Origin of the sequence: Erwinia sp. MYb416 (assembly GCF_037479575.1) — a bacterium.
Lineage (GTDB): Bacteria > Pseudomonadota > Gammaproteobacteria > Enterobacterales > Enterobacteriaceae > Erwinia > Erwinia rhapontici.
Window position 1 is genome coordinate 588,348 of sequence record NZ_JBBGYT010000441.1, and the last position, 13,365, is coordinate 601,712.

General features: G+C 53.2%; 16 protein-coding genes and 1 rRNA gene. 9 read left to right on the forward strand and 8 right to left on the reverse strand.

All coding sequences use genetic code 11. The features are described from left to right. The first annotated feature begins 21 nt into the window (after positions 1–21). From WH277_RS26160 to WH277_RS26170, 3 genes are read left to right on the forward strand one after another with little or no spacing between them, the layout of a single operon-like run. Positions 22–417: a VOC family protein gene (locus WH277_RS26160; protein ID WP_133842180.1), complete on the forward strand. Its 396-nt coding sequence runs from the start codon at positions 22–24 to the stop codon at positions 415–417. 53 nt (positions 418–470) lie between these two features. Continuing rightward, positions 471–1,772 carry a tRNA lysidine(34) synthetase TilS gene (gene tilS / locus WH277_RS26165; protein ID WP_133842179.1) on the forward strand — a complete coding sequence of 434 codons (1,302 nt, stop codon included), beginning with the start codon at positions 471–473 and terminating at the stop codon, positions 1,770–1,772. A gap of 14 nt (positions 1,773–1,786) precedes the next feature. Further along, positions 1,787–2,101 carry a c-type cytochrome gene (locus tag WH277_RS26170; protein WP_133842178.1) on the forward strand — a complete coding sequence of 105 codons (315 nt, stop codon included), beginning with the start codon at positions 1,787–1,789 and terminating at the stop codon, positions 2,099–2,101. A gap of 37 nt (positions 2,102–2,138) precedes the next feature. Here the strand turns inward: WH277_RS26170 and rof are convergent, their stop codons facing one another. Further along, positions 2,139–2,405, reverse strand: a complete 267-nt coding sequence (gene rof, locus WH277_RS26175; RefSeq protein WP_133842177.1) for a Rho-binding antiterminator — start codon at positions 2,403–2,405, stop codon at positions 2,139–2,141. Next, positions 2,389–2,592, reverse strand: coding sequence for a YaeP family protein (locus tag WH277_RS26180; RefSeq protein WP_133842176.1), 204 nt, complete (start codon positions 2,590–2,592; stop codon positions 2,389–2,391). Before WH277_RS26180 ends, rof begins: the two co-directional genes overlap by 17 nt. A gap of 132 nt (positions 2,593–2,724) precedes the next feature. Here WH277_RS26180 and WH277_RS26185 point away from each other — a divergent pair, with 132 nt between their 5' ends. The 4 genes from WH277_RS26185 to WH277_RS26200 all read left to right on the forward strand — a co-directional run bounded on the left by WH277_RS26185 (position 2,725) and on the right by WH277_RS26200 (position 6,323). Beyond that, positions 2,725–3,279: a YaeQ family protein gene (locus WH277_RS26185; RefSeq protein WP_133842175.1), complete on the forward strand. Its 555-nt coding sequence runs from the start codon at positions 2,725–2,727 to the stop codon at positions 3,277–3,279. After that, on the forward strand, positions 3,276–3,692 hold the full coding sequence (arfB, locus tag WH277_RS26190; RefSeq protein WP_133842174.1) for an alternative ribosome rescue aminoacyl-tRNA hydrolase ArfB: 417 nt from the start codon (positions 3,276–3,278) through the stop codon (positions 3,690–3,692). Before WH277_RS26185 ends, arfB begins: the two co-directional genes overlap by 4 nt. Before the next feature lie 26 nt (positions 3,693–3,718). After that, entirely contained in the window at positions 3,719–4,129 is a 411-nt protein-coding gene (locus WH277_RS26195) for a copper resistance protein NlpE N-terminal domain-containing protein (protein ID WP_133842173.1), read from the forward strand. Positions 4,130–4,466: 337 nt separating this feature from the next. Beyond that, a complete protein-coding gene (locus WH277_RS26200) occupies positions 4,467–6,323 on the forward strand; it encodes a M48 family metallopeptidase (protein ID WP_159336932.1) in 1,857 nt (618 codons plus the stop codon). Positions 6,324–6,403: 80 nt separating this feature from the next. Here WH277_RS26200 and proS read toward each other — a convergent pair whose 3' ends face one another. The 6 genes from proS to metN form a co-directional block, all read right to left on the reverse strand. Continuing rightward, complete coding sequence (proS, locus tag WH277_RS26205; RefSeq protein ID WP_133842171.1) at positions 6,404–8,122, reverse strand: proline--tRNA ligase; 1,719 nt, start codon at positions 8,120–8,122, stop codon at positions 6,404–6,406. Between the two features lie 90 nt (positions 8,123–8,212). Then, positions 8,213–8,920, reverse strand: a complete 708-nt coding sequence (gene tsaA / locus WH277_RS26210) for a tRNA (N6-threonylcarbamoyladenosine(37)-N6)-methyltransferase TrmO (protein ID WP_339507343.1) — start codon at positions 8,918–8,920, stop codon at positions 8,213–8,215. Next, a complete protein-coding gene (gene rcsF / locus WH277_RS26215; protein WP_133842169.1) occupies positions 8,917–9,321 on the reverse strand; it encodes an Rcs stress response system protein RcsF in 405 nt (134 codons plus the stop codon). Before rcsF ends, tsaA begins: the two co-directional genes overlap by 4 nt. 140 nt (positions 9,322–9,461) lie before the next feature. After that, entirely contained in the window at positions 9,462–10,277 is an 816-nt protein-coding gene (locus WH277_RS26220) for a MetQ/NlpA family lipoprotein (protein ID WP_133842168.1), read from the reverse strand. A gap of 36 nt (positions 10,278–10,313) precedes the next feature. After that, positions 10,314–10,967 carry a methionine ABC transporter permease MetI gene (locus tag WH277_RS26225; protein ID WP_133842167.1) on the reverse strand — a complete coding sequence of 218 codons (654 nt, stop codon included), beginning with the start codon at positions 10,965–10,967 and terminating at the stop codon, positions 10,314–10,316. Further along, a complete protein-coding gene (gene metN / locus WH277_RS26230) occupies positions 10,960–11,991 on the reverse strand; it encodes a methionine ABC transporter ATP-binding protein MetN (protein WP_133842166.1) in 1,032 nt (343 codons plus the stop codon). Before metN ends, WH277_RS26225 begins: the two co-directional genes overlap by 8 nt. Before the next feature lie 188 nt (positions 11,992–12,179). Here metN and gmhB point away from each other — a divergent pair, with 188 nt between their 5' ends. Both gmhB and WH277_RS26240 read left to right on the forward strand, forming a co-directional pair. Continuing rightward, on the forward strand, positions 12,180–12,740 hold the full coding sequence (gene gmhB, locus WH277_RS26235; RefSeq protein ID WP_133842165.1) for a D-glycero-beta-D-manno-heptose 1,7-bisphosphate 7-phosphatase: 561 nt from the start codon (positions 12,180–12,182) through the stop codon (positions 12,738–12,740). Between the two features lie 411 nt (positions 12,741–13,151). Then, positions 13,152–13,365 (forward strand): 16S ribosomal RNA (locus WH277_RS26240); the annotation flags it as partial.

Sequence of the window (13,365 nt, forward strand, 5' to 3'; positions counted from 1 at the left end):
CAGGAGCATTCAGGAGCCACAATGTCAGGTTTACAGTTAAAAAAAGTCCATCACGTGGCAATCATTGCCGGGAATTATGCGGTGAGTAAGGCATTTTACTGCGATATCCTGGGGTTCGGCCTGATGGGCGAAGTGTATCGCGAGGAGCGCGATTCGTGGAAAGGGGATCTGACGCTGAACGGTGAGTACATTATTGAGCTGTTCTCCTTCCCGCACCCCCCTGCACGACCAACTCAGCCTGAAGCCTGCGGTCTGCGCCATCTGGCATTTAGCGTGGAGGATGTTGATGCGGCGAAACGACAACTGGAAGCACACGGCGTGTCCTGTGAGGTGATCCGTATTGACCCGCTGACCGGTAAGCGCTTTACCTTCTTTAATGATCCGGATGGATTGCCGTTAGAGTTGTATCAGGCTTAAAATACCCCTCTGCTAAACCCGGCTTTTTGTCGGGTTCTTCTTTCAGGAAAGCCATGTCATCCCTTGCCCATCTTGAAGCCACACTGGCGAATGAGCACAGCCTGCTGCTGGCCTACAGTGGTGGGCTCGACTCCAGCGTATTGCTGCATCAACTGGTGTTGCTCAGACAGCAGCGTCCGGCGTTGCAGCTGCGGGCGGTGCATATTCATCATGGCCTCAACCCGCTGGCGGAGAGTTGGGTCGCGCACTGTCAGCAGCAGTGTGCACGCTGGCAGGTGCCACTGGAGGTGGTCTATGTCAGTGTGGATGCACGTCAGGGGGGGGTTGAAGCAGCCGCACGTACCGCACGCTATCTGGCCTTCCGTCAGCGGCTGCGGGCGGGGGAAACGCTGTTAACCGCCCAGCATCAGGACGATCAGAGCGAAACCCTGTTACTGGCGCTGAAGCGGGGCAGTGGGCCGGCTGGATTGGCGGCGATGCCGGAACAACACTGGCTGGGCGAACACCGGCATCTGCGTCCCTTGCTGACACACAGTCGTCAGCAACTGGAGGCCTGGGCCGAACAGCACCAGCTGATGTGGATTGAGGATGACAGCAACAGCGATGCGCGCTATGACCGGAATTTTCTGCGCCTCGAGGTGATGCCAATGCTGAATGCCCGCTGGCCGCACTTCTCACGTGCGGTGGCCCGCAGCGCAGCGCTGTGTGGCGAGCAGGAACAACTTCTGGATGAGTTACTGGCGGAGTCACTGGATTCGCTGATGGATGCATCCGGCACGTTGTCGATTCTCCCGATGCTGGAGATGAGTGAAGCCCGGCGCTTTGCCCTGCTGCGGCGCTGGATTGCGCATCAGCAGGGCAGTATGCCCTCGCGCGATGCGCTGCGGCGTGTATGGCAGGAGGTGGCCTGTAGCCGTGAGGATGCAGAGCCGCGGTTTCGGCTCGGGCAGAACGAGGTACGCCGTTTTCGTGGCCGTCTTTACTGGTTGCCATTACTGACATCGTTAAGCGAGCACGCGCTGCCGTGGCCGGATAGAGCACAACCGCTACAGCTGCCTGACGGGCTAGGGCAGTTGGAACAGCATAATGATGGTCTGGCGCTGCGGCGCCCCCTTTCCGGTGAGGCGGTCAGCGTACGCTTCCAGGCACAGGGATCGTTGCATATCGTCGGACGCGCAGGCAGTCGCCCGCTGAAAAAACTGTGGCAGGAACTGGCGGTGCCGCCGTGGCAGCGGGGTCGAATACCGCTGATTTTTTATGGCGACCGTCTGATTGCCGCCGCTGATTTTTTTGTCACCCGTGACGGTGCCCCAACGGCTGCGGATACGGACTGGTTTGTGTACTGGCGTCGCTAAATATTGAGAGAGTCATGATAATTATCAGAGTGATGGTGTTGCTGCTGCTGAGTGGTAGCCTGCCCGCCCTGGCCGCAGGAGACAGCGGCGCCGGGCAGGAAAAATCAGCGCGTTGTATGGCCTGCCACGGAACAGAAGGAAAAGCATCGGCACCGATCTACCCCAACCTTGCCGGGCAGCATGCGCCTTATCTGGCTCAGGCATTGCAGGCGTATAAAAGCGGTGCACGCAGCGGCGGCCAGGCGGAAGTGATGAAAGCGTTTGTTGCCGGGCTGAGTGATGAAGATATTGATGATTTAGCAGCGTATTATGCGGGGCTGAAGCCTTGAGAAGAGAGGCGGATCGACGATCCGCCTGACTGGGAGACTAATCGGATTCACTCACCACCACGGTACCGAGGTCGGGGTGGCTGAAGCTGGCAATATGGTCGAGGCGCAGATCGCGGTTTTCTCCGGCAATGTCAATGCTCAGGTATTCCACGTTCTTTCGCGACACCATATCTTTAGCCTTTGCCTTAAGCTGTTCACCGTCTTTTAACGCCAGTGTCAGCATCCAGTTATTCTGGCAGGCGAGTTCCAGGTTGTCATAGTCATCACAGTTGATCGGTTTGTAGGCTTCATCTTTCGTCAACATAGTCGCTCACCAATAAGTTCGCGGCAGCAAACGCTGCCTTTTCCCTGATGGAAGACGGTAGCACAGGATCGCCCGCTACTTCATCAAGCGCTTTCAACACGCACGCTAATGCGTCAGGCACGTATCCCAGGTCGCCACTGCCTATTTCGGCATATTTCCGGCGAACTAATTCACAATACTTTTGCACATGCACCCCCTTCCGAGTTTTCTCTGGCGATTATCCGACTATAGCACAGGCATTTACGGGAAATCAGCCTGCGAGCGGGTGATTTGCTTCGTCATCAGGTTACAATAGCGGGTAACTGAGATAAGGATCCTTATGGCACTGAAAGCAACGATTTATAAAGCCACGGTTAACGTCGCAGACATGGACCGCAATGTATTTATCGATAATACCCTGACGCTGGCCCGCCACCCTTCGGAAACCGAAGAGCGTTTGATGCTGCGTCTGCTGGCCTGGCTGGTTCATGCGAATGAGCGTTTGACCTTTACGCGTGGACTGAGCGCAGAAGATGAGCCAGAAATCTGGCAGCTGAACGATCATGGTGGGATTGATGTTTGGGTGGATCTCGGTCTGCCAGATGAGCGCAGAATTAAAAAGGCCTGTAGTCGTTCTCAACATGTCTGGCTGTACACCTATAACTGGCGCGCGGCACAGCCCTGGTGGCAGCAGCATCAAAACAAACTGACCCAGCATGATAATCTGACGATACGTTACCTCAATGACGAGCAACTGAGTGCTCTGACGCAACTGGCTTCACGCTCAATGACGTTACAGGCCACTATCCAGGACGGCACTATCTGGCTCTCCGATGAGACTCATCATCTTGAAATTCAGTTTGAGCAGTGGCTGGAGGCAGGAAAAAGGGTATGATTGTATTATCACGTAGCGTCACTATTCCTGATGCCGAAATCGAAATCACCGCGATCAGAGCGCAGGGAAACGGTGGTCAGAACGTGAATAAAAGTTCGACGGCAATCCATTTGCGCTTTGATATTCGGCGCTCCAGCCTGCCGGTGTTTTATCAGGAAAGGATGATGGCTGTCAGCCACCATCTGATCACTCCCGAAGGCATTGTGATTATTAAGGCGCAGGAATATCGCAGCCAGGAGATGAATCGTGAGGCGGCATTAAAGCGGCTGGAGAATTTGATTCTTGAGCTTACCGTGGTGGAGAAAACCCGCCGCGCAACGCGTCCGACGCTGGCATCAAAAAAGCGTCGGCTGGAAGGTAAAGCGCATAAGGCCTCAACCAAATCGCTGCGGGGTAAAGTTCGCGGCGACTGACTTGTTTATTTTTTGCAGGAGCGACTATGAAAGCTGTTGTTCTCACGCTGTTTGCCACACTGGCATTGGGCGCGTTATTTGGCTGTAATAACCGACAAAACGCACAACAACCCTCACCGCTGGAGCCGATGCAGCAGAGTTATAGCGGGTTGCTGCCCTGCGGACCTGCCTGTCAGGACAGTGAATCCTCGTTGTTCCTGGCTGCCGATGGCAGTTATGTGCTGGAGCAGCGTGCGGGCGGAGAGAGTACGCTACGTAGTGCGCAGTATGGTAAATGGGCGCGCACGGCTGATACGCTGACGCTGGTGGCCATGAACGGTGAGAAACAACGTTTTCGCCCCACGGAAAATGGCCTCGACGTGATTTCCTGGCGCTCGGTGGCAATGAACAGTCAGCATCCTTATCATCTCACGGCGAATAACCGTAAGGTGTTATAAAAGTCCCTTAAATCATCCCGTATTTATTAACGTGATGCATTTCCGGGATTAAGTGGAATTAACTCAAATTAATATGGCCATTGTAGAACAGAACGATTCTCTGCAATGGTCATGGCGCACTTCCCCAGGTAAATAATCCTAAAACGTGGCTAACCTCTTGTTGCTTCGGTTCATTTATCGTTTTATATCCTCGTTCTGACCTTTATTATCCAATATAGCTGAAGCACGCCAGAGAAGGATCTCACGCCATTTCCCATTATGTCGGGAGATCACTCTTTCGGTATTGCCTGATATAAGCAGCTTTGTCTTCTTACACACAGTTTGCGAGTTTATAATTTTGAATCAATTAACGGCATTGAAAAAAGGCTATGCAAAAGTCTTCCTGTGGCTTTTAGTCACGCTTTTCCTGATCCCCACTATTACGCTGGTTTTTGCTGAATACGGCACACGCCAGCTCGATCAGGAATACAGCGAAATTTTTATTGATGATGCCCGCGGGCAAGGTCAGGACGTCAATAAACTGACTGCTTTCCTGCAACAGAATCCCCCTTCCAGCGTTTGTGGTGTGGTACCGGACGATCTGCTCGACTATCAGGGGGCGGTTTGTGCAGAGAAGTCAGAGCTGTGGCAGTTCTGGATGATGGATAAAGTTGCCTTCTGGACGTTGGTGGGCGGTGTCGCCATGCTGCTGATGATTGTTCTGTTCAGCGCGCTGGCATTTAAAAATCGTCAGGGACAGTTGCAAAGCCTGACGCTGGCACGTCCCTTCCTGATGCTGGCCAGTGCGCTGGAAGTGCTGGTGCAGGGAGGTATGCTGGTCTGGCTCTCCTTCTGGGGAACGGCATTCTTTACCCAAACCTATTATCCGAAGCTGGTTATGGCGATGGGCCTGCTGGTGCTGGTCGCGATGTTCTATATGATCAGAGGCATCTTCAAAAAGCTGCCACGTGATGAGGATGTTGAAGGTGAAGTGGTCACGCGCGAAGCCGCACCTGAACTCTGGGCACGCATTGATGCACTGGCGTCGCAGGTGGGGACCACGCCGCCGGATCATATTATTGCGGGTATCGATACCAACTTTTATGTTACTGAAGCGCCTCTCAGCGTGAATGAGCAGGCACTGAATGGTCGCAAACTGTACGTCAGTATTCCCTTGCTGCGCCAGCTAACTACGGCACAGGCAGATGGCGTGATGGTGCATGAATTAACGCACCTGCATGAGGGGGATACTGCCTCGGGTGCCCTGCTGGGGCCGAAGCTGCATCGCTTCGATCAGTACATTCATCTGATGAGCAGCGATGTGTCTACGCTGGTGGTGTTCTATCCGCTCTGCCTGTATCGCATGCTGTTTGAACTGGCGTGGCAGCGTAACAGCCGTGAGCGCGAATTTGTGGCTGACCGCAGTGCCGCAAACGTAATTACCCCGGCGGCGATCGTCGAGTCGCTGATTAAAATCTCGGCCTATGCCAGCTATCGTAGTGAAGTTGAGCAAATGCTGTTTGAAAATAAAACCCTGCATGGGAATGAGCTGGGGATCAGTAAAGCGATTGCCATTGGCCTGCCTCAGCACGTTAATTCACCTGACTTTATTAGCGTGATGCGTGAACAGAACGTACCGCATCCGTTCGATTCGCATCCGCCGCTGGCCGATCGCATGCGCAATGTCGGTTATACGATCGACGAAACGTGTTATGCCGCAATCGCGGCGGAACTGCCGACGGAGAGCTGGGTCGACCTGATGCCAGTGGCGTCAGACATTGAACAACACCTTTGGCAGAAATATGAGCAGGATTTCTCATCTGCTCATGAACAGAGCCTTGCATGGCGTTATGAGCCGGAAGGTGAAGAAGAGACGGCGTTGGTACTGAAGCATTTCCCACCGGCGGCCTGGACGCTGAAAGACGGCAACCCGATTGAGATTACGTATCAGGGGATTGTGAAGCCAGGGACCGCTGAACTGTTACCGTGGGATAATATTAAAAATATCAATGTGATTCGCCGTTTCGGCACTGACGTGCTTTATCTACAACATGTTCAGCCTAATGCAGCGGGTAAAAAACGCACTGAGATCCGTTTGCCTGGGGTGAAGAAGGATATTGAGGTATTTAAATACACACTGAGTCACTACTGGCAGCGCCATCAGACAATGCGGGCGTTACAGGAACAAGACCAGGCTCTGGCAGCGCAAAGCTAAAAGCTAAAAGCTAAAACGAAAAAGCCACCGCATGCGGTGGCTTTTTTATGTCTGATCGCTTTGGTCAGTAGTCGTGGATCTTAAACCGCCAGCTCACTCACCAGGAAATCAACGATTTCATTGGTTTTGATCATACGTTTCTCACCGGCACGACGCGCTTTATACTCAACTTCTTCGCTATCGAGGTTACGGTCGCCAATCACGATGGTATGCGGTACGCCAATCAGTTCCATATCGGCAAACATCACACCCGGGCGCTCTTTGCGGTCGTCGAGGATCACATCAATCCCTTTAGCACGCAGAGTGGCATATAGCTCTTCCGCCAGCTCTTTCACGCGGAATGACTTCTGCATGTTCATTGGCAGGATGGCCACCTGGAAAGGTGCCAGCGCAGGAGACCAGATAATGCCGCGCTCATCGTGGTTCTGCTCAATGGCCGCCGCAACGATGCGCGTAATACCAATCCCGTAGCAGCCCATGGTCATAATCTGGTTACGGCCGTCTTCACCCTGTACCGATGCTTTCATCGCTTCAGAGTACTTGGTGCCCAGCTGGAAGATATGGCCAACTTCAATACCGCGTTTGATCAACAGCGTACCTTTCCCATCCGGGCTGGCATCACCTTCGACCACATTGCGGATATCCGCAACGCGTGGCAGCGGCAAATCGCGCTCCCAGTTGATGCCTTTCAGGTGCTGTCCGTCAATATTGGCACCTGCGCTGAAATCGCTCATCGCTGCCACAGTACGGTCTGCAATGATCGGCATGTTCAGGCCTACCGGACCGAGGGAGCCAGGGCCCGCGTTAACCAGCGCACGGATTTCTTCTTCTGTTGCGAAGGTCAGCGGGGCAGCAACGATATCAATATGTTCCGCTTTCACTTCATTCAGCTCATGATCGCCACGAACCAGCAGGGCAACCAGCGTATGGCCGCTCTCTTTGGTTGCCTGCACCATCAGTGTCTTGACGGTTTTCTCGATCGGCAACCCAAACTGTTCTACCAGTTCGGCGATGGTTTTTGCATTTGGCGTGTCGAACTGCACCATCGGTTGCGTGGCGGTTGCACGGCCACCGGCAGGGGCGACTGCTTCTGCTTTTTCAATATTGGCGGCGTAGTCAGATTCGGTAGAGAACACCACATCGTCTTCACCGCTCTGCGCCAGCACCTGGAACTCATGGGAGGCGCTGCCGCCGATAGAGCCGGTATCTGCATCAACGGCGCGGAAGTCCAGCCCCATACGGCTGAAACTCTGGCTGTAGGCACGATACATCGCATCGTAGGTTTCCTGCAGCGACTCCTGCGAAGTATGAAACGAGTAGGCATCTTTCATGATGAATTCACGTGAGCGCATTACACCAAAGCGTGGACGCACTTCATCACGGAATTTAGTCTGGATCTGGAACAGGTTCAGCGGTAATTGCTTATAGGAGCTGAGTTCGTTACGGATCAGATCGGTAATCACTTCTTCATGCGTTGGGCCGAGAACAAACGGGCGTTCGCCACGGTCAACGAAGCGCAGTAACTCCGGGCCATATTGCTCCCAACGACCACTCTCCTGCCACAGATCCGCAGGCTGAACGACGGGCATAGAAATCTCAATGGCACCGGCGTTGTTCATCTCTTCGCGCACGATGTTTTCAACTTTTTTCAGCACGCGTAAACCGGTCGGCAACCAGGTGTACAGACCGGATGCCAGTTTACGGATCATCCCGGCGCGCAGCATCAGCTGGTGGCTGATCACTTCAGCGTCGGCAGGTGTCTCCTTCAGAGTGGAGAGCAGGTATTGAGTAGTACGCATGAATTACGATTCCATATGAACGCATAAAGCCAAAAAACGTGGACGCTAGTGTACCAGCGTGTCAGGTGAGTCAAAAGATGCCGGGAGAAATTAACGCGGGTCGATGGCGATAACTTCCGTACCGGACTGGGTCACGCGCCAGCGTACATTGAATTCCAGCAGCCAGGCGGCATATTCCCGGTCCGGTTCTTCGCCTTTGCGATATGCTGGCCGGGGATCCTGAGCCAGCACCTGAGCGATAAAGCGTTCAAGGTGCGGATAGTGCCGCTGATGCTGTTGTAACTGCTGTTGTGCCGGGAGGCTGAAGCAGACCGGCATATCGGCATCGGGGGCTTGCTGGGCAAACCCGGCGCGCGCTTCGGGGAGCGCCTCGGCAAACGGCAGATAAGGTTTGATATCCACGATGGGCGTGCCGTCAACCAGGTCGAGGCTGCCTAATTCGAGGATCACCTGCTGCAGTTCACAACGAACGCCCTTTAACTCAACCAGCGACATGCCGATAGGATTTGGACGGAAGGTTGAGCGGGTGGCAAACACACCCATGCGCGCATTACCCCCTAACCGCGGTGGCCGTACGGTAGGCCGCCAGCCGCCTTCCATCGTCTGATGAAAAACAAACAACAGCCAGAGATGACTGAATGCTTCAAGCCCACGTACGGCTTCCGGCTGGTTATAAGGCGCTTGCAGATGCAGCTCGCCGCCACCATCCTGTATCAAACCAGGCTGACGGGGAACGGCAAATTTCTCCTTCCACGGTGAATGGATCACGCCAATCTGATCGAAGGAGAAACGACTCATTGATTGCTGACTTTGAGGGCTGAACCCTGGCATACGGCCTGACGCACGCAGCCCTGAGCGCCACTCACGATCTCACATTTATGTACCAGCACCGCATTGGCTTTCATACCGGATGCCCGGATCTGCAGACGTTTACGTGCGGTGGCGAGATTCGGTGGTGAATCCTGTGCGCTGCTCTGGCAATCTTCGCCATAGACTTCGCCCAGGTCAGCAAAAGGTTTGCTAACGAGGTCAGCAGGGTCGGTATACAGTTTTACCGGGGCAGGGCGGGCTGCGGGTTTCGACTGAGATGCGCCAGTTTGCGTAGACTGTGGAAAAGGTTTCACAGGCTCATAGGGCCGTGGTACCAACGAGCACCCTGTCAGCGTTAGCGCTAACAAACAGAGCGGTAAAACACGCATGGGAAAATCCTCACGATCGGTAAAAGTGGCGTTATTGAAGCAAGCCGGGAGGGAAATAACAAGCGGAGAGCGTACAGTCTGGCACGTATGGACGATGAGAATGTGATAGCGGGCGGCAGAAGCCACCCGCATTGGTTAAATTACCAGCCTTTCACTGCGCCGCCGTTGAACACTTTGTTCGCTGCGTCGTTAACTTCATCTGACTGATAAGCCTGTACGAATTTCTTCACGTTTTCCGCGTCTTTATTATCTTCGCGGGCAACGAGCAGGTTTACGTACGGCGAGTTTTTATCTTCAACGAAGATGCCGTCTTTTGCTGGCGTCAGGTTAATCTGGCTGGCGTAAGTGGTGTTGATCACTGCCAGGGCAATTTGCTGATCGTCCAGGGAACGTGGCAACTGCGGTGCTTCCAGTTCAACCAGTTTCAGGTTTTTCGGGTTCTCAACCACATCCAGTGAGGTTGGCAGCAGGCCAACACCCTCTTTCAGTTTGATCAAGCCCACTTTCTGCAGCAGAAGCAGTGAACGACCCAGGTTGGTTGGGTCGTTAGGGATAGCCACCTGTGCACCGTTTTGCAGTTCATCCAGCGTTTTAATCTTTTTCGAGTAACCCGCAATCGGATAAACGAAGGTGCTGCCTACAGAAACCAGCTTGTAACCGCGATCTTTGATCTGCTGGTCCAGGTAAGGTTTATGCTGGAAGGCGTTAAGGTCGATATCGCCTTTGCTCAATGCTTCGTTAGGCAGTACGTAGTCGTTGAAGGTCACCAGCTCAACATCCAGGCCGTATTTATCTTTTGCCACTTTCGCGGCGACTTCAGCTACCTGCTGCTCGCTACCCACGATCACACCCACTTTAATGTGGTTTGGATCTTTCTCTTTCTGATCGCAGCCAGCCAGTGCCAGAGTACCGATAAGTGCGCCAACAGCGGCAAGCGTTTTAACGTTAAAAGACATATCCCTTCCTTAAATAGAGAGAAATTACTGTTGTGTTTACTTGTGGCTAACCGCACGAACAATGCGATCGCCACAGAACTGAATCAAATACACCAAAACAACCAGCAGAACCAATACCGTATTCATCACTGTCGCGTTGTAACCGATATAGCCGTACTGATAGCCAATCTGACCCAGACCGCCTGCGCCGACTGCGCCACCCATTGCTGAGTAGCCGACCAGAGTAATCAGAGTAATAGTAGCGGCATTCACCAGACCTGGCAGTGCTTCAGGCAGCAGAACCTTACGGATAATCTGCAATGGTGTGGCACCCATGGCGCGTGATGCTTCAATCAGGCCGGTAGGTAATTCAAGCAGGGCATTCTCAACCATACGGGCAATAAAGGGTGCTGCGCCTACGGTGAGCGGAACAATCGCGGCCTGCAGACCAATTGAGGTACCGACGATAATCCGGGTGAAGGGGATCATCCACACCAACAAAATAATGAAAGGAATCGAGCGGAAGATATTCACCGCGGCTGACAGCACGCGATAAAGCTTCGCGTTCGCCACGATCTGCCCAGGACGGGTAACATAAAGAAGCACACCAACGGGCAGCCCAAGCACAAAACCGAAAAAGCCGGAGACAAAGGTCATCATCAGGGTTTCCCAGATGCCGCGGCCCATTAACCACATCATCGCCTCAGACATAACCTAATACCTCTATCTTCACATGGTGCTCTTGCAGGAACGCGATGGCCGCTTGAGTATCGGCTGACTCACCGTGGATTTCGGCCAGCATAATGCCGAACTTCACGCCACCGGCGTAATCCATCTGCGCGCTGATAATATTGTTGTTCACATTGAAACGGCGTGCTGACTCAGACAGCAGCGGGGCATCCACTGACTGACCGGTGAATTCCAGGCGTAATAAAGGAACGGTTGTTGCGCTGGGTTCTGGGGAGAGACGTTTCAGGTAGTCTTCCGGGATATCCAGATGCAGCGTTGATTGAATAAACTGTTGGGCCAGCGGCGTCTTTGGATGAGAGAACACTTCACTCACCGTATCCTGCTCAATCAACTCACCGTTGCTGATGACCGCAACGCAATCGCAGATACGTTTCACCACGTCCATCTCATGAGTGATCAGCAGGATAGTGATCCCAAGACGACGGTTGATGTCTTTCAGCAATTCAAGAATGGAACGGGTGGTCGCCGGGTCCAGCGCGCTGGTGGCTTCGTCACACAGCAGCACTTTGGGGTTGCTGGCCAGCGCACGGGCAATGGCCACGCGCTGCTTCTGCCCGCCGGAGAGATTGGCAGGCCAGGCATCGTGTTTATCCGCCAGGCCAACCAGGTCAAGTAATTCACTGACACGGGCTTTAATCTCAGCCTTTGACAGGTTGCCCAGCTCCAGCGGCAGTGCAACGTTACCGGCGACGGTACGTGAGTTCAGCAGGTTGAAGTGCTGGAAGATCATGCCAATCTGGCGACGCGCCAGTGTTAACTGGCTTTCTGATAGTGTGGTGAGATCCTGGTTATCAACCAGCACGCTGCCGGAAGTTGGACGCTCCAGCAAATTGACGCAGCGGATTAAGGTGCTTTTACCTGCACCGGAAGCGCCGATCACGCCATAAATTTGTCCGGCGGGCACATGCAGGCTGACATCAGACAGCGCTGTAATCGTGCGTGAACCCTGCTGGAACACTTTGGTGATATTTGAAAGTTTAATCATTGATTTATTTATTATCGTGATGGGAGTTATCCGTGGCATTCATTATAACGGCATCCCGCATTGAAGGGACTGGATGGATGGTAGGGCATCCAGACGTCTAAATCAATCGAAGTCATTCAATCTGCCATTCTCTCTTTTATGGTAGTGATGCGATACACTACGGCAAATTTTGTAGCAGGAGTTACTACGTGGCTGAGAAAGTCCCCGCAATTTTCCTCGATCGGGATGGCACCATTAATGTCGATCACGGTTATGTGTTTGAAAGCGACAACTTTGAGTTTATTGATGGTGTGATTGATGCCATGCGTGAACTGAAAGAAATGGGCTTTGCGCTGGTGCTGGTGACAAACCAGTCCGGTATCGCGCGCGGCTTGTTTACCGAAGATCAGTTTATGCATCTGACCGAATGGATGGACTGGTCGCTGGCCGACCGCGATGTCGATCTGGATGGCATCTATTTCTGTCCGCATCATCCGGAAGCCATAGTAGAAGAGTTACGTCAGTCATGTGATTGCCGTAAGCCGCAGCCGGGAATGTTCCTGACCGCGCAGCAGGAGCTGAACATCGATATGGCCGCTTCTTATATGGTTGGCGATAAAATTGAGGACATGCAGGCCGCTTTAGCTGCCGGAGTCGGTAAAAAAGTACTGGTTCGTAGCGGGAAGCCTGTCACTGCTGAAGGCGAGAGTGCAGCGGATTGGGTGCTTAATAGCCTGAAAGAGCTGCCTGGACGTATCAAACAGGGCTAAAAAGCAGCGTTTCGCTGGAACTTTCAGCAGGCAGTGAAAAAGTTGAGATTACTGCTTGCGTTCCCGGAGCGCCTGTCTATAATGCGCAACCACTGAGACGGCACAACGGCTTACGGCCAGCGGCTCAGGAGGTTCAGGAAGCATCTGAACCGCCGGAAAAAACTTCTCAAAAAGAAGTTGACTCCGAAGGAGGAAAGCGTAATATACGCCACCTCGCAACAGGAAGCTTCGGCACTGATTGCACCGCTCTTTAACAATTTATCAGACAATCTGTGTGGGTACTCGCAGGATTGATATCAGTCACCTCCGGGTGACAAAAAATATCAAGTCTTAAGAGTGAACACATAATGAAATTCATTATGACGTTTTACACTTGAGCATCGCTGCACTTGTTGCAGCAAATCGAACTTTTAATTGAAGAGTTTGATCATGGCTCAGATTGAACGCTGGCGGCAGGCCTAACACATGCAAGTCGAACGGTAGCACAGAGGAGCTTGCTCCTTGGGTGACGAGTGGCGGACGGGTGAGTAATGCCTGGGAAACTGCCCGATGGAGGGGGATAACTACTGGAAACGGTAGCTAATACCGCATAACGTCTTCGGACCAAAGTGGGGGACCTTCGGGC

Coding starts and splice junctions, on each gene's coding strand:
- tsaA (WP_339507343.1), bottom strand. CDS start 8,920: ATGAGTCGTTTCTCCTTCGATCAGATTGGCGTGATCCATTCACCGTGG.
- WH277_RS26170 (WP_133842178.1), top strand. CDS start 1,787: ATGATAATTATCAGAGTGATGGTGTTGCTGCTGCTGAGTGGTAGCCTG.
- rcsF (WP_133842169.1), bottom strand. CDS start 9,321: ATGCGTGTTTTACCGCTCTGTTTGTTAGCGCTAACGCTGACAGGGTGC.
- WH277_RS26160 (WP_133842180.1), top strand. CDS start 22: ATGTCAGGTTTACAGTTAAAAAAAGTCCATCACGTGGCAATCATTGCC.
- WH277_RS26225 (WP_133842167.1), bottom strand. CDS start 10,967: ATGTCTGAGGCGATGATGTGGTTAATGGGCCGCGGCATCTGGGAAACC.
- WH277_RS26195 (WP_133842173.1), top strand. CDS start 3,719: ATGAAAGCTGTTGTTCTCACGCTGTTTGCCACACTGGCATTGGGCGCG.
- tilS (WP_133842179.1), top strand. CDS start 471: ATGTCATCCCTTGCCCATCTTGAAGCCACACTGGCGAATGAGCACAGC.
- WH277_RS26185 (WP_133842175.1), top strand. CDS start 2,725: ATGGCACTGAAAGCAACGATTTATAAAGCCACGGTTAACGTCGCAGAC.
- rof (WP_133842177.1), bottom strand. CDS start 2,405: ATGTTGACGAAAGATGAAGCCTACAAACCGATCAACTGTGATGACTAT.
- metN (WP_133842166.1), bottom strand. CDS start 11,991: ATGATTAAACTTTCAAATATCACCAAAGTGTTCCAGCAGGGTTCACGC.
- proS (WP_133842171.1), bottom strand. CDS start 8,122: ATGCGTACTACTCAATACCTGCTCTCCACTCTGAAGGAGACACCTGCC.
- arfB (WP_133842174.1), top strand. CDS start 3,276: ATGATTGTATTATCACGTAGCGTCACTATTCCTGATGCCGAAATCGAA.
- WH277_RS26220 (WP_133842168.1), bottom strand. CDS start 10,277: ATGTCTTTTAACGTTAAAACGCTTGCCGCTGTTGGCGCACTTATCGGT.